At 69.2% G+C, this 17,853-nt stretch carries 17 protein-coding genes; 5 read left to right on the forward strand and 12 right to left on the reverse strand.

Annotated features, from left to right (window positions below; translation table 11 throughout):
* The first annotated feature begins 116 nt into the window (after positions 1–116).
* Together NR810_RS01080 and grxC are read left to right on the forward strand one after the other, a co-directional pair.
* The gene (locus NR810_RS01080; protein WP_257446416.1) at positions 117–1,127 is read left to right on the forward strand and encodes a DUF481 domain-containing protein; all 1,011 of its coding nucleotides are present in this window, start codon (positions 117–119) and stop codon (positions 1,125–1,127) included.
* A gap of 117 nt (positions 1,128–1,244) precedes the next feature.
* On the forward strand, positions 1,245–1,526 hold the full coding sequence (gene grxC / locus NR810_RS01085) for a glutaredoxin 3 (RefSeq protein ID WP_257446418.1): 282 nt from the start codon (positions 1,245–1,247) through the stop codon (positions 1,524–1,526).
* 2 nt (positions 1,527–1,528) lie between these two features.
* Here grxC and NR810_RS01090 read toward each other — a convergent pair whose 3' ends face one another.
* The 9 genes from NR810_RS01090 to NR810_RS01130 all read right to left on the reverse strand — a co-directional run bounded on the left by NR810_RS01090 (position 1,529) and on the right by NR810_RS01130 (position 10,050).
* Entirely contained in the window at positions 1,529–2,491 is a 963-nt protein-coding gene (locus NR810_RS01090) for an SDR family NAD(P)-dependent oxidoreductase (RefSeq protein WP_257446421.1), read from the reverse strand.
* Between the two features lie 94 nt (positions 2,492–2,585).
* Complete coding sequence (locus tag NR810_RS01095; protein WP_257446424.1) at positions 2,586–3,947, reverse strand: protoporphyrinogen/coproporphyrinogen oxidase; 1,362 nt, start codon at positions 3,945–3,947, stop codon at positions 2,586–2,588.
* Complete coding sequence (locus NR810_RS01100) at positions 3,944–4,669, reverse strand: glycosyltransferase family 2 protein (RefSeq protein WP_257446427.1); 726 nt, start codon at positions 4,667–4,669, stop codon at positions 3,944–3,946. Before NR810_RS01100 ends, NR810_RS01095 begins: the two co-directional genes overlap by 4 nt.
* Positions 4,666–5,256, reverse strand: coding sequence for a hypothetical protein (locus NR810_RS51960; protein ID WP_306817759.1), 591 nt, complete (start codon positions 5,254–5,256; stop codon positions 4,666–4,668). The genes NR810_RS01100 and NR810_RS51960 overlap by 4 nt, the downstream gene beginning before the upstream one ends.
* Before the next feature lie 7 nt (positions 5,257–5,263).
* Positions 5,264–5,854, reverse strand: a complete 591-nt coding sequence (locus tag NR810_RS01110) for an FMN-binding protein (protein WP_257446430.1) — start codon at positions 5,852–5,854, stop codon at positions 5,264–5,266.
* Positions 5,851–6,372 carry a hypothetical protein gene (locus NR810_RS01115; protein ID WP_257446432.1) on the reverse strand — a complete coding sequence of 174 codons (522 nt, stop codon included), beginning with the start codon at positions 6,370–6,372 and terminating at the stop codon, positions 5,851–5,853. Before NR810_RS01115 ends, NR810_RS01110 begins: the two co-directional genes overlap by 4 nt.
* A 14-nt stretch (positions 6,373–6,386) precedes the next feature.
* Positions 6,387–7,778, reverse strand: a complete 1,392-nt coding sequence (locus tag NR810_RS01120) for a hypothetical protein (RefSeq protein ID WP_257446434.1) — start codon at positions 7,776–7,778, stop codon at positions 6,387–6,389.
* 86 nt (positions 7,779–7,864) lie between these two features.
* On the reverse strand, positions 7,865–8,563 hold the full coding sequence (locus tag NR810_RS01125) for a cupredoxin domain-containing protein (protein ID WP_257446437.1): 699 nt from the start codon (positions 8,561–8,563) through the stop codon (positions 7,865–7,867).
* On the reverse strand, positions 8,563–10,050 hold the full coding sequence (locus NR810_RS01130; protein ID WP_257446439.1) for a hypothetical protein: 1,488 nt from the start codon (positions 10,048–10,050) through the stop codon (positions 8,563–8,565). The genes NR810_RS01125 and NR810_RS01130 overlap by 1 nt, the downstream gene beginning before the upstream one ends.
* Before the next feature lie 158 nt (positions 10,051–10,208).
* On the opposite strand from NR810_RS01130, the gene NR810_RS01135 reads away from it, so the two are divergent.
* From NR810_RS01135 to NR810_RS01145, 3 genes are all read left to right on the forward strand, one after another.
* On the forward strand, positions 10,209–11,222 hold the full coding sequence (locus NR810_RS01135; RefSeq protein WP_257446441.1) for an FAD:protein FMN transferase: 1,014 nt from the start codon (positions 10,209–10,211) through the stop codon (positions 11,220–11,222).
* Positions 11,223–11,369: 147 nt separating this feature from the next.
* The gene (locus NR810_RS01140; protein WP_257446444.1) at positions 11,370–12,914 is read left to right on the forward strand and encodes a hypothetical protein; all 1,545 of its coding nucleotides are present in this window, start codon (positions 11,370–11,372) and stop codon (positions 12,912–12,914) included.
* A gap of 15 nt (positions 12,915–12,929) precedes the next feature.
* Positions 12,930–13,901, forward strand: a complete 972-nt coding sequence (locus NR810_RS01145; protein WP_257446447.1) for a HEAT repeat domain-containing protein — start codon at positions 12,930–12,932, stop codon at positions 13,899–13,901.
* A gap of 17 nt (positions 13,902–13,918) precedes the next feature.
* Here NR810_RS01145 and NR810_RS01150 read toward each other — a convergent pair whose 3' ends face one another.
* The 3 genes from NR810_RS01150 to NR810_RS01160 all read right to left on the reverse strand — a co-directional run bounded on the left by NR810_RS01150 (position 13,919) and on the right by NR810_RS01160 (position 17,695).
* Positions 13,919–15,430, reverse strand: a complete 1,512-nt coding sequence (locus NR810_RS01150) for a Y-family DNA polymerase (RefSeq protein WP_257446449.1) — start codon at positions 15,428–15,430, stop codon at positions 13,919–13,921.
* Positions 15,431–15,451: 21 nt separating this feature from the next.
* A complete protein-coding gene (locus NR810_RS01155) occupies positions 15,452–16,306 on the reverse strand; it encodes an ImuA family protein (RefSeq protein WP_257446452.1) in 855 nt (284 codons plus the stop codon).
* A 204-nt stretch (positions 16,307–16,510) separates the two neighbouring features.
* Positions 16,511–17,695 carry a vWA domain-containing protein gene (locus tag NR810_RS01160; RefSeq protein WP_407653753.1) on the reverse strand — a complete coding sequence of 395 codons (1,185 nt, stop codon included), beginning with the start codon at positions 17,693–17,695 and terminating at the stop codon, positions 16,511–16,513.
* Between the last annotated feature and the right edge of the window lie 158 nt (positions 17,696–17,853).

Consider the following 17,853-nt stretch of genomic DNA (forward strand, 5'->3'; position numbering starts at 1 on the left):
AAACAGGACATTGCGCCCGGGGCATCCCTGGTAGAAGACTCCGCGTCCTACCAGCGGCCTCGCGAGTGCCGTTCCTGCCTGGCCGCTGAAGTCAATCTCCACCTCATGAGTACGCCGTGATTCCCGTTCACACCCTCCTCTCCGCTTTCCTGACGTTCCAGGCCCCCGCCGCCGCGCAGCCTTCCACCCCGGCCCAGGCCCCCTCTTCCGAGCAGGCCGCCAGCGCCGCCGAGCGCGCCGCGTCCTCCGCCGAGCGCGCCGCCGCCGCCGCCGAGCGTTCCGCCGAGGCCAACGCCCGCATGGCGGAAGCCATCAAGCTGCTGGCCGAAGGCATCGCGCGGACGGCGCCCGACGCCGAGCAGTCCGCCGGCCCCGAGACGTCCGCCGACAAGAAGGAAGAGGCGAAGAAGGACGTCTGGGACGTCACCGTGGGCCTGGGCCTCATCTTCATCACCGGCAATGCCTCCACCGTCACCTTCAACGGCCTGGCCACGGCGGAGCGCAAGACGGAGCACTGGATCTACTCCGTCAAGGCCACGGGCGTTTACGGTGAGAGCCGTCCCCCCGGAGTGGCCGGAGAGGTGGCGCCGGAGTCGCTGGTGAATGCGCTCGGCGCGGCCCTGCAGCTCCGCGGAGACCGCCGCTTCACCCAGAAGGTCAGTGGCTACCTGCTGGCCAGCGGGGACACGGACCATGTGAAGAGCGTCGAGTTCCGCGGTGCCGGCGAGGCCGGTGTCGGCATCATCTGGTGGGACGAGAAGCGGAAGGATGGCGGCGAGGCCTTCCTGCGCACGGACCTGGCCTTCCGCTACGCCCGCGAAATGCGCTTCCAGTACTACCCCACGCGCATGGATGTGCCCGACGTGTCCCTCGGCGGCCCCCGCTTCGGCGCGGCCTTCCGCTACGGCATCACCAAGGACGTCGCCTTCATGGAGGAGCTCAGCGTGCTGCCCAGCCTCATCGAGGGCTCGCGCCTGCTGGTCAACAACCAGACGCAGCTCAACGTGAAGCTCACCAAGGCGCTGGCGATCAACACCACCTTCCTGCTCCAGTACGACAGCGAGCCGGCCGAGGGGAAGGTTCCCACCGACACCTCGCTCTCGGTGAGCCTCGCGGTGACCTTCTAGTCTTCACGGCTGGACGTGACGCCCGCCTGGCTCGTGAGCATGCGAGCGTCCCCGCTTCCCACGCGCCCCCCTCGCGCGTGACTAGCTTGGGCGGAGGTGCGAGGAGGCACCTCCCCCATGAGTCTCGTGACGCTCTATACGAAGACGTACTGCGCCCACTCCAAACGCGCCAAGGAGCTCCTGTCCGAGAAGGGAGTGAACTTCGAGGACATCGACGTGACCGAGGACGAGGCCCGCTTCTCCGAGATGGTGGAGCGCACGGGCGGCGGCACCTCGGTGCCGCAGATCTTCATCGCCGGGCGGCACATCGGCGGCTGCTCCGAGCTGATGGAGCTCGACGAGCGCGGCGAGCTGGATGCGCTCCTGGGCACCGGGGACGTCGTCTCCCATCCCTCCTGAGCTCAGCCCTCGCCACCCCGGTACCACGCCACCAGCTTCGTGAGCCCCTGCTCCAGCGTCACCGAGGGACGGAAGCCCGTCTCGCGCTCCAGGGCCGTCACGTCCGCGCACGTCACCTCCAGTTCCTCCGGCTGCGCGGGCCTCAACTCCACCCAGGCCTTCGTTCCCAGCCGCTCCTCCAGCAGGTCCACGAAGCGCGCCATCGTCACCGGCGCGCCCCGGCCCACGTTCAACATCCGGTACGGCGGCGCTCCCGAGGGCGGCTTGTCGAGCACCCGCACCAGCGCCTCCACCACGTCGCCCACGTACGTGAAGTCGCGCTGCATCTTCCCCTCGCCGTTCAGCACGATCGACCGGCCCTCCAGCATCGCCCGGAGGAACAGCATCGGCGCCATGTCCGGCCGGCCCCAGGGGCCATACACCGAGAACAGCCGCAGCCCCGTCACCGGCATCCCGTACTGGTGGCTGTAGACGTGCGCCATCAGCTCGTTGGCCCGCTTCGTCGCCGCGTAGAGGCTCAGCGGGCGATCCGCCAGCGCCTGCTCGGAGAAGGGCACCGGCGTTCCCATCCCGTACACCGAGCTCGACGAGGCGAACACCACGTGTCCCACCCTCGCCTGCCTGCACCGCTCCAGCACCTGCAGGAAGCCCGTGACGTTCGTCTCCGTGTAGTCGTGCGCCTCGGCCGCCGTCGCGCGCACCCCCACCCGCGCCGCCAGATGCACCACCCGCTCCGGCTTCGCTTCCTCGAACAGCTCCCGGCACGACTTCTCGTCGCGGATGTCCATCCGGTGGAAACCGAACCTCGGCGCCGCCCTCAGCCTCGACAGCCTCGTCGCCTTCAGCGTCACGTCACCCGACGCGTCCAGGTTGTCCAACCCGATGACCGTGTCGCCTCGCGCGAGCAGCCGCTCACATACGTGGTACCCGATGAAGCCCGCTGCGCCCGTGACGAGCACCTTCATGACATCCACTCCATTGCTTCCAGGGTGACGGGAGTGCTGAGGGGAGACCCTCACCCCGACCCTCTCCCAGAGGGAGAGGGGACATACCACCGAGTCAGTCCTCGATCCGCGTTTCGAGAAAGGGTTTCTGCCGGCTCCGCCAGACTCGGGAACTCGCACCTTCCACGAGCAATCTCCCTACCTCCAAACCCGCCGCGCACGCGTGGTGTACGTTGTCGTGGACGAACAGAGCACCGCGACCCAATGGGTAGAGCCCGTCCACCTCACTCAATGCATTCAACGCACGCGCCCGTGCTTCGGCGAAGCCCTTGCGGTACAGCGGATAGGCCGTCGCCATGCGCCGCACCTGGGCCCCGAGGATGTCCACCCCCGCCAGCCCTGTCCGCGCCAGCGCCGGACGCACCCGCTCCGTGAGCTCCTCCGGTGACGCACGCCAGATGGCGTCTCCCACCGCGCACGGCAGATCGAAGCCCACCACCGTCCGCCCCGCCGGACCCGCTCCACCCAGGAAGTTCCGCGCCTCGAAGAGCCGGTTCGCCGGCAGGTGCTCGTCCGCGAAGTAGTGCACGTCCTGCGTCGTGCCCCGCTCCCTCGCGAGCACCAGGTACAGCAGCGTCAGGGAACGGTAGTCGAGCCCCTCGGCCGCATCCGCCCTTCCCGTCCAACCGCACAGCAACGGCAGCGGCGCCGTCGCCACCACCGACTCCGCCGGCAGCTCCCTCCCCCCCACGAGCACGGCCCGCACCCGCCCTCGCTCCACCACCAGCCCCTCGGCCGCCACCCCACAGCGCACCTCGCCACCCGCACGGCGCACGCCCTCCGCCAGTCCCTCCGCCAGCGCGCCGAAGCCGCCCTCCGGGTAGAAGTAGCGCCGCCCCGCGAACGAGCCTCCCCGCCCGAGCGCCGCGCGCACCACTCCCAGCGGGCCTCCCTTCTGCACCCGCGCCTGGCCGAGCGAGGCGTCCAGCTCCTCCGGCCGCAGTCCCCACACCTTTCTCGCCGCGGGCTCGTACAGCACTCGCGCCGCGTGCCGGCCCAGCCGCCGCGCCGCCTCCGCCCCGAAGTGGTTCCCCTCCGGAGGACGCAGCCGCGCCACCACCGCCGACAGCCCGTGCCTCGCCACCTCGGCGAGTCCCAGTCCTCTCGCGATTCCCAGCAGCGACAGCGGATAGGGCAGCCTCCGCCCATCCACGTGCACCATGCCGCTGCGTGCCCTCACCTGGAGCGCGCCGCCCAGGGCCGCCCGGTAGAGCGCCAGCACCTCCGGCCCCGCCGCCTGGTGCAACCGGTGCGGGCCGTAGTCCACCTTGAAGCCCGCCACGTCGAACGAGCCCGAGAGTCCTCCCACCCGCTCGGACGCCTCGAGCACCACCACCCGCCTGCCAGCCTGGACGAGCGCGTGCGCCGCGGCCAGCCCCGAGGGCCCCGCGCCAATCACCACCGTCGCCGCGCTCACCCCGTGCCTCCCACGGCTGGCAGCTCCAACGCCGCGAGTGCTCCCGGCGCCCGGCCCTCGCGCAGCCAGCCGATGCCTCGCGCCACCGTACGGCCCATGAGCCAGGTGTCCCGCACCGGCCTCCACTTCGAGCGGCCCACGCGCGCGTGGTACGCGATCGGCAGGAAGACGATGGGATCTCCCGCCGCCGCCAGCGCCAACGTCAGCGTCGTGGTGAGCGAGAAGCGATCCGGCAACACCGGCGCGAGGGACAGCAGATCCGCCGTGCGCAGCACCCGCAGGCCCGAATTCAAATCCGGCGCCTCGAAGCCGCCCAGCCACCGCACCGCGCCCCGGAAGAGCGCCTTCACCGCCGAGCGCGCGAAGGGCTCGGCGGCCCCGAGCTTCGGCCGGGCGCCGATCGCCTGCCGCGCGCCACTCCGCACCGCCGCCACCAGCTCCGGCAACGCCGCCTCCGGGTACGTGCCGTCCGCGTCGAGCAGCGCCAGCAGCGGGCCCCGGGCCTGGGCGGCCCCGGCCTTGATCGCCGCGCCGTAGCCCACGCCCGTCAGGGTCAGCACCCGCGCCCCGGCCTCACGCGCCACCTCGCCCGTGCCGTCCCGCGAGCCATCGTCCACCACGAGGATCTCGTGCGCCTCCCCCGCCAGCGACTCGCCCACCCTTCGCACCACTCCAGCGATGGCGCGTACCTCGTCGCGAGCGGGGATGACGACGCTGATCATCCCGTCGCCGTCTCCGGAGTTTGCACTGGCCGCCACATCTCCCACAGCGGCCACACCAGCATCGGCAACCACCCCACCGCCGCCCCCACCACCGACACCGGCATCAGCCAGCCCCACTGGGGCCCCACGAAGCGCACCAGCAACGGCGCCAGCAGGTGCACGAACGTCGCCACCGAGGCCACCGTGATGGTGCCCACCTTCAGCCGCGTGGACAGCGCCGTCAGCATGAACAGGTGGCCCACGATGAGCAGCACCACCGGCACCGTGAACAGGTGGAAGTGGAACGTCTCCATCACCTGCCTCGCGGGCTTCTCCAGCCGCATGGGCGCGGCCGCCACCGTCTCCTCGGGCAGCTCCAGCGCCGGGCCTCCCTCCGCTTCCACCGCCGCGGGAGCGGGCGCGGCGGCCGTGGCTCCACCCCGGTAGTACTCGACCGTGCCCTGCCCGGACAGGTTTCCGAACGAGTCCGCGTACAGCCACGCCGAGGACACGAAGCCCAGCACCAGGAACAGCAGGAACCCGGTGTAGAGGACGCGGGCCTCCAGCGAGAGGCGGGTGATGGGAAACGGACGGGCGAACTGGCGCACGAGCGGGCTATCCCTTCGACACAGCGCCGGGCTTCTTGAGGATGAGCTCGTCCAACAGGATGAGCGCGCGGCGCACGCCCACCGCCATCGACCTCGACGAGATGGTCGCCCCCGTCACCACGTCGATGTCCTCCCCCGCCCGCACCGCGTCCTTCGCCGTCTTCCCCTGGAACTGGCGCCGGAAGCGCGCGTCGGTGATCTCCTCACCGTACTTCTCCCGGTACACCATCACCTCGTGCCGCTCGACCACGCCCTCGGGCGACAGCTTCACCGCGAAGGTGATCTGCTCGTGCTGCCCGAGCTCCTCGTCAATGATCGCGTAGCCGTCCACGTGCTCCCCCGTGGTGGCCACGAAGATGACGTACTCGGGCTTCGCCGGCTTGTACCCGAGCCGCCCCTGCAACGCGGCCAGCTCGGCCGGGCCCGGCTTCACCTTGCGGAAGGAGACCCGCTGGCTCTTGGGGAAGAACTCCTTGAGCACCTGCGGCGTGGTGAAGTACGTGGCCGCTGCCTCCGCGGGCAGCGATGCCCCCATCCACAACCACACCGCCAGCGCCAACGAGAAGTGCTTCACGGGCCATCCCCTTACCACGCTCATGGCAACTCCCGAACCGCTTGGACGACGGCCTGCCTGACATGCGAGCGCCAATCCGTCCGCGCGCGATAGAGATTCTCCGTGGTGGCACCCCGGCGCTCACCGTTCGACAGCACCTGGCCATCCGGTCCCACCATCATCGACTCCAGCTCCACCTCGGCCCGGCCGAGCGGCTGCAGCGCGGACAGGTCCAACCGGGTCAGCACCAGCACCACCGCCGCCTCCGCTTTGTACTGGCGCGCCAGCCCCGCGGCCTGCTCCACCGTGGGCGCGGGCCCCAGCAGCGACTCCGCCGCCACCACCTCGTAGCCGCGCGAGCGCAGGGCCTCGGCCCCCTCGCGCGCCACGACGTCGCGCGGCTCCTCTCCGCCAAACACGTCTCCGACGACCCCTCGTGGCGCTGGCTTCGACACCGCCGATGCGCCCACCACGACGACGCGCGATGGAGCCCCCGCGGGCCGTTTGGGCGTGGCACAGGCGGCGGTGAACAGCACGACGGTGGCGAGAAAGAAGGCGCGCATCGGTTCCCCGGCTTTCAAAAGAGGTAGGCCACGCTGGCCATGAAGTTCCAGTGGCCCTCGCTCCAGAAGTCGCGGGACCACGCATGCGGCATCTGTCCATCTCCGCCGCTCTTCTCCCAGAAGAAGCTCGTCTTGAGAACGTAGGGCGGCAGCGGCCGGAAGTTCAGGCCGAGCGTCAGCCGCGACACATCTCCCGCGGTGACGAACTCCGTGTCGGTGTCCTTCTCCTCGTAGCGGAGCGAGGCGGTGAAGTGGCCGTCGTGCCACTCGTCCGGGAGCAGCCGGAAGAAGGGCTCGATGCGGAAGCGGTAGTTGGCCTGCCCGTAGAAACCGAACATCCCCGTCGGCACCCGGTCCCGGGTGTTGGCCGTCGAGCCATCCGGGAAGCCCTGCACATAGCCGGGATCGATGAACGCGCGCACCACCTCGCCCGTGAGATCCCACGCGCCCAGACGCCAGAAGACATCCGCATTGACCATGTTCACCCGGCGGCCCTCGAGGTCATACGCCCCCGTGTAGCCGGACAGGCCCGCCTCCAGCCCCAGGAAGGGCGAGACGGAGACGCGGCCGGTGACGGCCTTGTCGTCGTTGTTGTCCTCCAGGTGGCTGCCGCGCGCCGCTCGGAAGCCCTGGCCATCGAGGATCTTCGCGTCGAGGCCGTTGACCGCGTACACCTCGTAGGACAGCCGCCAGTCCCGCCCCAGATCGAAGCCTCCGAGGAAGCCCGCGCCGGACTCGAACCAGGTGGTGGGCACCACCGTGGTGTATGCGATGGGCCGCTCGGGCAGTTCCTGCGCCGGCGCGTCGTGCCGCAGGTTGTACGCGCCTACGGGCATGAGGATGACGCCGGCCCGGAAGGTGAGCCAGTCCGTCAGCATCAGGTCCACCACGGAGAACTCGAGCAGCACCTCGCCCGCGCCCAGGACGCCATCGCGCTTGAGCGGACTGCCCGCGAACTCGAACTCGATCTCCGTCGCCGTGGAGATGCGCTCGGAGATGTGGCTGTAGACGAAGAGTACGTACCGGTGGTTGCGGAACGTGCTCTTGCCCTGCTCCGGCACGATGAAGTCGTGCTCGGCGTAGCCGCCCAGCGTCGTCCGGTCGAGGATGGCCGCCGCCCGCTGCGTCAGCGTGGTGGTCGGCTGGAGCCGCTGGTTGAAGGTCTCCTGGGCCGACTCGCCGGGTGTCTCGGCATTGGGCGCCGGGGGCGTCGTGCCCGTGGCGGCTGGATCCTCCAGGCCCTCCAGATCCAGGCGCGGGCCCTCCTCCTGCTTCGGTTGCTCCTCCTGGGGTACTCGGGGAGCGTCCGACGCTGGCTTCTCGGGCGTGGAGCCCTCGTCTTGCGCCAGACCGGTCAGGGGCGCGAGCAGCAGGGACAGGAGGATGAGGGGGAGGCGGCGCGGCACGGTGGCTCCGGAAGTCACGCGGAGGAAGAGAGCGAGGCCAGAGGCGCGTCGAGCCCTGGCCGGAGGATGGGTTTCTGGACGCGGGCTCACTGGCCGGTCTCGGAGCTCACGCAGCGGCCGCGCAGACACGTCCTGCCCGTGGCGCAGTGGATGTCCTTCTCGCAGCACACGCCCAGGCAGGTGCAGCACACGGTGCCCTCGGGCTGGGTGCCGGCCAGGCACTCGGCGGACGCGACACAGTTGGGTGGATCCACGCACACCACCGCCTTGGGCGCATTCGACTCGCCGACGTACGTGACCGTGCCGTAGTAGGAGTCCACCACCTTGCGGCCCGGCTCGCCCATGTTGGTGTCGAAGTACTCGTAGGCTCCCGGCGTGGGGAACGCGTAGCGCCAGTAGGAGTACGTCTCCTTGCCCTCGGTGCGGACGTTGTAGGGCTTCACCAGGTTGGGGCTGAAGAGCGCCGCGGGCGCCGACAGCGACGTGACGTTGGTGGGCACCTCGGGCTGGTAGTTGCGGAACTCGACGACCTGCCCCGGCAGGATGGACAGGCCTCCCGCCGGCTGGATGTCCATGGGCTCTCCCGTTGCCGTGCGCAGGGTGTACTGCTGCCCGATGCACGCGGGCGCGATGGCGCGGTAGAGGCCGGCGGTGATGCGGTTGAGGGACACGGAGACGCGAGGGTTTCCCTTCGCCGACTCCTGAACGGGCCGGAAGTCCTCGGGGACGGGGCCCTTGCAGGCGGCGAGGCAGAGCGCGAAGGCGAGGATGAGACGAGCGCGCATCAGAGGACTTTCTGCGGACGGACCGGCGGCGCGGGCCGGTAGTGGAAGAGGATGATGTCGTGAGCGTGCGAGCGCACGCGCCGGTCGCACGCGAAGCGCGAGACGGGCTCCAGGTGGGCCGCGAGCGCCTCGACTCCGGGAGCGGTGGAGGTGACGTAGACGTCCGCACCCGCCGCGGCCACGCGCTCCACCTCGCGGCGCAGCTGCTCGCCCGTGGCCGGACGGCCGGCGCGGTAGTGGGGCACGTAGTGCTCGAAGAGCCGCGCCTCCTCGCCGGTGAAGAGCAGCGTGCCGGATGGAGGCAGCGTGCGGGACACGTGCGACACCAGGCGCGCGGCGGGAGAGGGCTCGCGGCCCTGCTCGAGTGCCACCGGCAGCATCACCCCCAGGGTGGCCACGGTCAGCGCCCCGGCCAGGGGGAGGAGCACCCGGGGAGGACTCGTGCGCGCGAGCACCGCCACGCCCACCGCCACCAGCAATGCCAGCGACAGCACCACGGGCAGGGCGTGACGTGCCTTGAGCAGGTTCTGCCCGAGGAACATCCACGCGCCATAGGGGACGCCGAACGCCAGGGCCAGCAGCGTCACGCGTCGCTCGGTGACGGACAGGCTCCCCAGCAGCGCCGCGCGGGCGAGCGCCACGAGCGCCCCAGCCAGTCCCAGTGCCAGGAGGAAACGAGCGGTCAGCAGGATGGCGGAGTCACCACCCATGCCGGGCCAGGGCAGCCCGAGGCCCGCGGCCACGATGTCGAACCCGAAGTTCTCCAGGCGCCAGCCGAGCTCCGGGCGAACGGCCACGGTACCGCCCCACTCGCCCGTGTGGCCGCGCAGGAAACCCGAGCCGATGCGCAGGAGATCCGCCGGGCCGGTGAGAGCAACCATCGGGAGGAGCCAGGCTCCCACGCCGAGCCCGCTGCCCAGAAACGCCGCCAGCCGCCGTCCGCGAGGCACCACCAGGGCGAGTCCGAGCAACGCCGGGAGGAACGAGGGCCGGGCCCCGAGCGCCAGGCCAGTCATCACGCCCGCGAGCACTGCCGCCCGAGGCGAGGAGTCACCTACCAGCACGGCACAGGCCGCGAGCACCAGAAGCGCGAGCCCCACCCCATCCGAGCCGGGCGTAGCACCGAAAAGGACCGGGAGGGGAAGCAGCGCCAGCAGGGCCGAGGCCGCCAGGGCCCCGGTCACTCCGAGGTACGGCCGCAGGACGAGACCCAGGGCACCGATGGCCACCGCCCCGAGCACGACGCCAGGCAGGGCCAGTGCCACTACCTCTTGTGCACCGGCGGCCGAGGCCAGCCGGGCCATGGCCACGTACACGGGGTAGCCGGGAAAATGAGGGGCCTGCGCCGCCAGGTCGAAGCCGTGAAGAGAGCGAGCGAAGTTCACCGCGTCGAGGTCCGGCAGGAGCCGGGGCAACGCGAGCACTCGCGCCGCCACTCCGGCCCCTGTCAGCAATGCCAGGGCCACGGCGAAGACACGAGGTGTCATGGACCCCTGCACCACCGCATCCGGTGCACCCCTCGATAAATGAATGAAATTGAGATTCATTCTCAATAATCGCACATTTGAATACTATGGCCTGGGACAGGCGGTCAACGAGAGGACCCCTGGCACCAGTAGGCGCTCTCATGGGACAGAGGGAGGCCATGATGCTGAGTGCCCTGCTGGTGGTTCTGGCCGCCGCACCCGCGCCGAGGGTCCGCACCGAGACGCGCCCGATGATGGGGACGACGGTGACAGTGACGCTGGTGGGAGGCACGGCGGAGAAGGCGCGCGAGGGTTTCGACGCGGCGTTCTCGGCCTTCGAACGCGTCAACCAGGTGATGAACGAGTGGCGCCCGGACAGCGAGCTGTCGGCGGTGAACCGCAAGGCGGGAGACGGGGAGTTCGTGACGGTTCCCGAGGATCTGTGCGCGGCGCTGCGGCACGGAGTGCAGGGATCGGAGCAAACGGGCGGGCTGTTCGATCCCACGTGGGCAGCGCTGCGGGGGATGTGGCGCTTCGGGACGGACCTGACCCCCGCCCTACCGGACCCGGCCGAGCTGAAGAAGCGATGCGAGCTCATCTCGTACAAGGACCTGGAGTTCGCACCGGTGGGGGACGGAGGCGATACAGGGTGCGCGGTGCGGCTGAAGCGCGCGGGGATGCAGCTCGGGCTGGGAGGGCTGGCGAAGGGCTGGGGCGTGGACCAGGCGGTGAAGAAGCTACGAGGGCTCGGGTTCAACGACTTCTTCGTGCAGGCCGGGGGTGACTTCTACGCGGCGGGGAAGAAGGCGGGCCGGCCGTGGAAGGTGGGCATCCGGGATCCGCGTGGAGAGCGGGACAGCGTCTTCGCGGTGCTCGAGGTCTCCGACGCGGCGTTCTCGACGAGCGGCGACTACGAGAACTTCTTCGTCCTGGATGGGAAGCGCTACCACCACATCATCGATCCACGGACGTGCTACCCGGCGAACGCCTCGCGTTCAGCGACGATCCTCGCGCCGAACGCGGTGGATGCGGAGGTGCTGACGAAGTCCGTGTTCATCCTCGGAGGCCAGGAGGGACTGGCGCTCGCGGAGAAGTTCGGCGCCTCCGCCGTGGTGGTGACGGCGGAAAACCAGGTATTGGTGTCGCCCAGGCTGGAGAAGAAACTGAAACAACCAAGGCCCATGACACCGTGAGCCAATTATCAATCCATCCCAAAACTGAATCAAAGCCAGCTCATGCGCAACTACATCTTTATCGACGAAAATCGTCTCGGCGACCGAGTAGAACCAAAGACACGGCGAAACCCATTTGCCCGATAGTCCCTCGATTGAGGGTCGGGCATGCTACCGGACATGAGGAGCACCACTTCACTGCTGCGCATGGCCCTGGCCTTGAGCTTCGCCCTTGCCGCCGCGTGTGTCACCTCGCGAGCGCAGATTCCGGTAGACGGTGGTCAGCAACAAGCACAGGCTCCGTCACACATCTCCCATCGCTCGGAAGCTTCCCAGAGCGTGCCCCATTGGGCGAGCGCACTTCCCACCGCTGACCATCAGGCGCGGGCAACAACGGGTGGACTCATCTGGGCCGATCCCCTGCCCGTGCTCATCCACATTCTACCCGGTGGTCGATTACGGCTCGCATTGCCTGCGTTGGCGCCCCACCCCGATTCGGAGAAGCTGAGCCTGAACGAGGTACGTCCACTACGTGTGGCCTTCGATTCCTTCCAACCACGTATTGGTCCCCGACTGAGACTGATGATGGAGTCCTCAGGAGCGATCGGAGCGGGCCCAGTGCCCACCGCCCCTTGGGAACTACGGTTACGCGAGGACTTCCTCTCCCAGTTCGGCCCGTCGCTCCTCCCCATACCCGAGTCCCTGGAGACGAGCCGCCTCTATCTCGCGCTCAAGCTTTCTACCCGTTACATGGACGACGGCATCCGCGAGGCCGCCCAAGAACTCTTCAGCGCCCCGGCCTTCCTGGCCAGCGTCTCACTCTCGGTGCTGGTGTACTTCGCCGCCTGGCTGGCCCCGGAGCCCCTCTTCTCCAAAGCATTCGCCGCCGCTCTCACCGTGCGCCTGTCGTTGCTGGTTGGGGTGGTGGAGTTGAGCCGTCTGGCCATGGCGTGCTTGCGCCTGTACCAGGAGGCCGAAGCAGCCAATACGCCCCAGGAACTGGAGGCAGCATCCGAGCGCTTCGGCAAGTCGCTGGGCGGCACGCTCCTACGGGTGCTGGTGGTGGTGGCCAGTCTCGGAGTTCCCCAGGTGCTCCCCAAAGTGCCGGAGGGCGGCGTCTGGACCCTGCTGAGCCCCCTGCGCCATGCACCCGCAGGTGGTCCGGCCCTCCAGTCCGTTGCCACGACCCAGATCGTGGCTGACGGGACCCTGGTCGTCACCGGGGTGGCCGCGGGCACCTCCGCCACGGCGCTTTGCGGTGAGCTCGCCACCTGCGCGATCATGGATGGTGCAGGTGGCACCTCTGGCGGCGGCCCGAAGCTCTCCACCCGCTATGGCAAGCCCCACACCCGGCAGAACCCGCCACATAACGAAGCCATCGAGCAGGAATTGGCCAGACGCGAGGCTGCTGGACACACCGGTCTGAGGAAGAACAAGCCGCAGTTGAATGCCGAGGGCAAACCACTTGACGACCCGGCACTGGCAGGGGGTGTTCGCTTCCGCAAACCGGATGTCTCCTCGGTCCGGCCCGATGGGGTGCGGCACAACACCAACTACGTTTCGAATTCTCGGGACATGCAGCGTGAGTTGGATGCCTTCGAGGCCATGCTGCGGGCTGACAGGTCGGCCATCCACGAATTGTATCTGCTCGATGGAACCCTGGTTCGCCGCTACGTACCTCCAGGTGTCAGCTTCCCTTTGACGAACAGGTAGGAGATGACCCGCGCGATGGACATGAAGCAGTTGCGAGACGAACTGGTAGACGCATGCGCCTGGGGAGAGGAGGAGCGAGCGCGCGCACTGGTTTCAAGAATTGGTGAGCAGCCCCGTCGGGCAAGGACCTTGCTGGATTCCATGCTGAAGGACCCTGATGCTCGAGTACGTCAGGCAGCAGCCTTCGGTCTGGGTGTGCTTGGCGGAGCGGCCAGTGCCAGGCGCCTGGAGCAGCAACTCGCCATCGAGGAGGCCCGGAGTGATTACGACGGAGAGTCCGTGGTAGAGGCCATCGTCAGCGCACTGGGTCGTATCGAGGAGACGAGCGTACGAGCCCCCCTGGTGCGCAGGCTGGAGAGATTGGCCGAGGATACGCCAGAGCCTGGGGATGTGTTTCCGGTGGTGCACGCTCTTTGGAAGCGACGCCACCCGGAGCTGTTGCCTGTCGTTCGGCGGAGCCTGGAGAAGTTGATCCCGGCTCGCTACAAGAGCCTGCAGGGCCTGCTCGTGCTCCTGGAGAAGACGCCTGAAGAGCTTCGCACCTGGGCTATCGACCCTTCCATTCCCGTGGAGCACAAGACGGGCGTCATCAACGTGCTCGAAGAGGAACTGCCAGCAGAACAGCTCTCGACCCTCCCCTCGTTCATCTCCGCCGCCCGCACCTTGCTCGCAAACGCGGCAGGCCAGCGGGATGAACGAGATCCGGTCGCGTACTACTGCGAGTGCCTCGCGTCACTGCTGTTGCGGCACAAAGAGCAGGTCCTGCCCGCCCTCCCCGAGGAGACTCGTTCCGAGCTGCGCGATCTGGCTCGGAAGCTGATTGTCGTCACCGCTCCCAACAGTTCCCTCCGAGCCGCAGTGCTGCTCCAGCTCATCGGCCAGCCGGAGGATGCAGCCCTCATCGAGGCACACCGTCCGGCGGAGCCGACTCTGGCCAAGGTTTTCGATGATGCCGTACGAGCGCTGCGCCACCCTCGGAAGGAATGACGCCTCGTTCTCCAACCTCAGTCGAACAGGCCCTGTAGATAGAAGCGGCCGTCCCTCGCGTCCCTGAACACCCACGCCGGGCCCAGCCCCTCGAAGTGCACACGGTAGTAGTCCCGGCTGTACGGCCTCGCGTCCCACCAGTCCCCGCTCAGCCTCTCCGGTCCCACCAGCGCCATCACCCGGCGTCTCCGTCCTCCGAGCCTCGCCGCCAGCAGCTCCCCCGCCGCCGTCATCTCCACGTCGATCGTCGTTGGCTTCGTCAGCACCCGCGAGGGCCGCTCCCGCAGCACCTCCGGCACCGGCTCCGCTTCCTCCACCGACTGGAGCAGCTCGCCCTCCAGGCCTCGCCGCATGGGCGGCGGCCGGAACGTCTGGGTCCCATACGCGTCTTCGGGCCGGTGCGTGTCCTCCAGCGACGCCATGAAGAGCGAGTCCTCGCCCAGCGCCGTCGCCAGACGAGAGAGCACCACCTCCAGTGCCGCGTCACCCTCGGGCGCGTCCCCCAGTGACAGTTGCTGGCCCCGGTCCTCGCAGTCCTCCTCCACCCGGAGGATCAGCCCCGCCACCGGGCCCTCGAGCCTCACGTCCGACAGCCGGTGTCTCGTCAGATCCAACAGCATCTTCGACTGCGCCGTCGGCCTCGCCAGTGTGAGCGGCACCACCGCCTGCCCCGAGGGGTCCAGCTTCAACGTGAGGTTCAGCCGCACCGCCGCCCGCCTCCGGCCCCCCAACCGCCCGCACAGCCGATCCAGCACCGTCTTGAGCGCGAACTGCAGCGGCTCCAGCGACTCGGCCGGCCACTCCAGCGTCAGCCGCTCCTCCAGCACTTCCTCCAGCACCTCCGCGATGAACGGCGTCTCATCCCCGCCCCGGCATCGCGTGTGCGCCCTCATGCCCGCCGCGCCTCCTCGCGCCGTCACCGCTCCCACCGGCAACGCCGCCACCTCCCCCAACGTCGTCAGCCCGAGCGCCGCGAATGCCGTCTGCTCCGGTCCCTCCAGCGCTCCCAGCGGCAGCGGGGCCAGCGCCCGCGCTCCCTCCCCTTCCGCCACCACGTCCATCCGCTTCGCCCCGTGCCTCGCCAGCGTCCTCGCCGTGAACTTCTCCGAGGCCACCACCACCCTCCCCCTCCACCCGTGCTCCGAGCACTGCGCCAGTACCTTCGCGCACAGCCCCTCCTCCCCGTTCGTCAGGTTCGCCGCCCCCGCGTCGAACCACAGCCCGTCCGGCTCCGACACCTGGAAGCCCGGCGCCAGCCCCATCAGCATTTCGCCAATGCCCACCAGCGCCCGCCTCTCCTCCTCGGGCCGGTAGGGGAAGTGTTTCAGCGACGGCTCCAGCGCGTTCGCCGCCGTCAGCGTCATCCCCGCCTTCACCCCCGCCTTCAGCGCGCTCGTGGACGCGCACGCCACCCGCTGCTGCCCTCGCACCTCCTCCACCAGCACGAACGGCTTGCCCGAAAGCTCCGGCAGCTCGATCACCTTGCGCTGCACCGGAAAGCGCGGAAAGTGCAGATACCCCAGCCTCATGTCCGTTCCCCTCCCCTCGCCTCAGTGCATCGCCGAGCCCGCTTCCAGGCTCGACCGCAGCGACGGCATCGGCACGTCACGTCCCGGCCGCTGCCCCATGATTCCCCGGTGGCCCTCGCGCGGCGTCTCCTCCCTCGGGAGCTCCGGCACCGTCACGTCCTCCGCCGACAGCAGCTCCGCTCCCCACGGGGACTCGTCGTCCCTCAGCTCCGGATAGAGCGCCTTCCACGGCACCAGCGTCCTCGCCCCGATTCCCCCCTGCCGGCTCCGCACCACCTCCACCGACAGGCCCGCGTCACCTCGTGACTCCGTCCGCAGCCTCATCATCCCGTCCCCGGGCGCCTCCGGCGCCGTCAGCAGCACCAGCAGGCTCCCCCCTCGCACCGCCGCGTCCATCAGCCGCTTGCCCTCCGCTGGCGACAGCCGCACTCCTCCCTCGCCCCTCCCCGCCGGGCCCCGCGTCAGATCCAGCACCACGCACGCGAACGCCCCGCTCCTCACCAGCTGCACCGCCGACCACGCCAGTTGTTCCACCGTCTTCGGCCGCACGATCAGCAGCCGGGTGGGATCCACCCCCGCCGCCACCGCCGCCGGCGGGTAGAGCTCCCCCGGGCCATCCACGTACGCGCATAGGCGCCCTTCCCGGTGCGCCGATGCCACAGCCCTCAGCGCCAGGCTCGTCCTCCCCGACGCCGCCTCCCCCCATAGCTCCACCACCTGCCCCAACGGCAGCCCTCCCCCAGGTAGCAGCCCGTCGAAGGCCTCCACCCCCGTCCGCAGCGTCGCCAGGTACTGTCTCGGCGCCGCCTGCAACCGGCGGATCTGCTCCCTCAGGGCCTCCACCGTCACCGACACCTTCTCGGCCGTCGCACTCATCACGTCCCTCGTCCCACACTGAACCTGAAACTCGGTTCAGTATGACGAGCGGGCTGACATGCGCCAGGAAATGTCGCTCGGTGATCAGCCGGGCCGACAGTTTGGACAGGTGGGATTGTGGGTGCGCAGGGGGGATACATACCCTCACCCCGGCCCTCTCCCAGAGGGAGAGGGGGTTGACTCCAGTTCAACAGGGAGAGGGGGTTAGTTCGCGCAGAGGAGTTTGACCTCCAGCTTCTGGTCCGTCGGTGTTCTCGGGCACGAGGATTGGAAGTACAGGCGCGCTGCCCGCCCCTCCTCCGACGGCGTGTAGGTCAGGTCTCCCCCCGCCACGCTACACGTCTGGATCTCCCCGTTCTCCCTCGTCACCTGCACCTGCGCCAGTCTCCCGTCCGGCAGGTTTACGACCTCGATGCTCTGCGACGTCCTCGCCAGCGTCGCGATCGACACCAGCGTCTCCCGGAAGCTCGCACGGCAGATGGAATCCAGGTTCTTCAGCCCCGTGTCGAACAGCGACGCCATCTCCCTCTGCCGGTACCCAGGTCCATACGACGTCGGGCAATCCACGTTCCTCACGAACGTCCCCTGCGCCGTCCTGTCCAGCACCAGCTCCGCCCTCTTGTCCGTCAGCGCCACCGGGCCAATCGTCGCCCAGAGCACCTCACGCGTAGCGCCCTTCCCGTCCTCCAGGTTCCGGAAGATCCGGGCGTACTCCGCCACCGGCGTCAGCCGATCCGCCTGCTCGCTGCACAGGTCCCTCGACGTGTCCTCCGTCAACATCACCGGCGGCGGGCGCTCCGTCGAGCTGCAGTCCTCCTCGTCCGAGACCACCACCACCAGCAGCCGGGCCTCGTCCCTCAGGAAGCCCGCGTTGCCCCCCTCCCCGATCGCCAGCGTGCTCAGCGGCGGCGTCACCGCCAGCCTCACCGCTTCCAGGGGAGACTCCTGGCCGCTCCCTCGCGTCCCCTGCCGGATCAGCCGGCGGAACTTCGCCAGCAGCTCAGGGTCGTTCTGCTCGATGAACCGCTCGGCGGTCGGCCGGCCCTGATCGTCCGGCACGGGCTGCAACCGGCCAGATTGGTCGGGATAAAACGTGTTCTGCTCGCGGTTGGCGAAGAAGGTACGTTGGTACACCGACGTGGTGATGACCCCGACCCGGAAGTCCTGCTCCACCCCGTTGCCCTTCCTCAGCTCGTCCAGGAAGGCCGGTAGCTCGGTCGCGATGGCCGCCTGCTCCTCGGCCATGGACCCCGAGTTGTCGATGACGAAGAGGATGTCCGTCTTCTGGGCCGAAACCACGGGGGCCTCCGCCTGGCACCGGCCCGGCAACGTGGAACCGGGCTCGTCCACCGGAGAGGTGCATGCCGCTCCCCACAGGGCGACGGCCATCAGCGCGATCGAACGGAAGGGATGCTTCAAGGGTGTATCTCCTGGAAAACGCGGCCTGATGTAGCACGCACCGCGTCGCGACAAAGATGGACCGCCAACATGCCCCACCCCCAGGGCCTGTGCGAGCAACCGTCCGGCACCCGACGGCCTTCAGGAAA

The organism is Archangium lipolyticum (assembly GCF_024623785.1).
GTDB lineage: Bacteria > Myxococcota > Myxococcia > Myxococcales > Myxococcaceae > Archangium > Archangium lipolyticum.

Bases quoted from the DNA above. Each gene is read 5' to 3' on its own strand.
- NR810_RS01160 (WP_407653753.1), bottom strand. From the start codon at position 17,695: ATGGCCGTCGCCCTGTGGGGAGCGGCATGCACCTCTCCGGTGGACGAG.
- NR810_RS01090 (WP_257446421.1), bottom strand. From the start codon at position 2,491: ATGAAGGTGCTCGTCACGGGCGCAGCGGGCTTCATCGGGTACCACGTA.
- NR810_RS01115 (WP_257446432.1), bottom strand. From the start codon at position 6,372: ATGCGCGCCTTCTTTCTCGCCACCGTCGTGCTGTTCACCGCCGCCTGT.
- NR810_RS01140 (WP_257446444.1), top strand. From the start codon at position 11,370: ATGCTACCGGACATGAGGAGCACCACTTCACTGCTGCGCATGGCCCTG.
- NR810_RS01145 (WP_257446447.1), top strand. From the start codon at position 12,930: ATGGACATGAAGCAGTTGCGAGACGAACTGGTAGACGCATGCGCCTGG.
- NR810_RS01100 (WP_257446427.1), bottom strand. From the start codon at position 4,669: ATGATCAGCGTCGTCATCCCCGCTCGCGACGAGGTACGCGCCATCGCT.
- NR810_RS01125 (WP_257446437.1), bottom strand. From the start codon at position 8,563: ATGCGCGCTCGTCTCATCCTCGCCTTCGCGCTCTGCCTCGCCGCCTGC.
- grxC (WP_257446418.1), top strand. From the start codon at position 1,245: ATGAGTCTCGTGACGCTCTATACGAAGACGTACTGCGCCCACTCCAAA.
- NR810_RS01130 (WP_257446439.1), bottom strand. From the start codon at position 10,050: ATGACACCTCGTGTCTTCGCCGTGGCCCTGGCATTGCTGACAGGGGCC.
- NR810_RS01110 (WP_257446430.1), bottom strand. From the start codon at position 5,854: ATGAGCGTGGTAAGGGGATGGCCCGTGAAGCACTTCTCGTTGGCGCTG.
- NR810_RS01135 (WP_257446441.1), top strand. From the start codon at position 10,209: ATGATGCTGAGTGCCCTGCTGGTGGTTCTGGCCGCCGCACCCGCGCCG.
- NR810_RS01155 (WP_257446452.1), bottom strand. From the start codon at position 16,306: ATGAGTGCGACGGCCGAGAAGGTGTCGGTGACGGTGGAGGCCCTGAGG.
- NR810_RS01150 (WP_257446449.1), bottom strand. From the start codon at position 15,430: ATGAGGCTGGGGTATCTGCACTTTCCGCGCTTTCCGGTGCAGCGCAAG.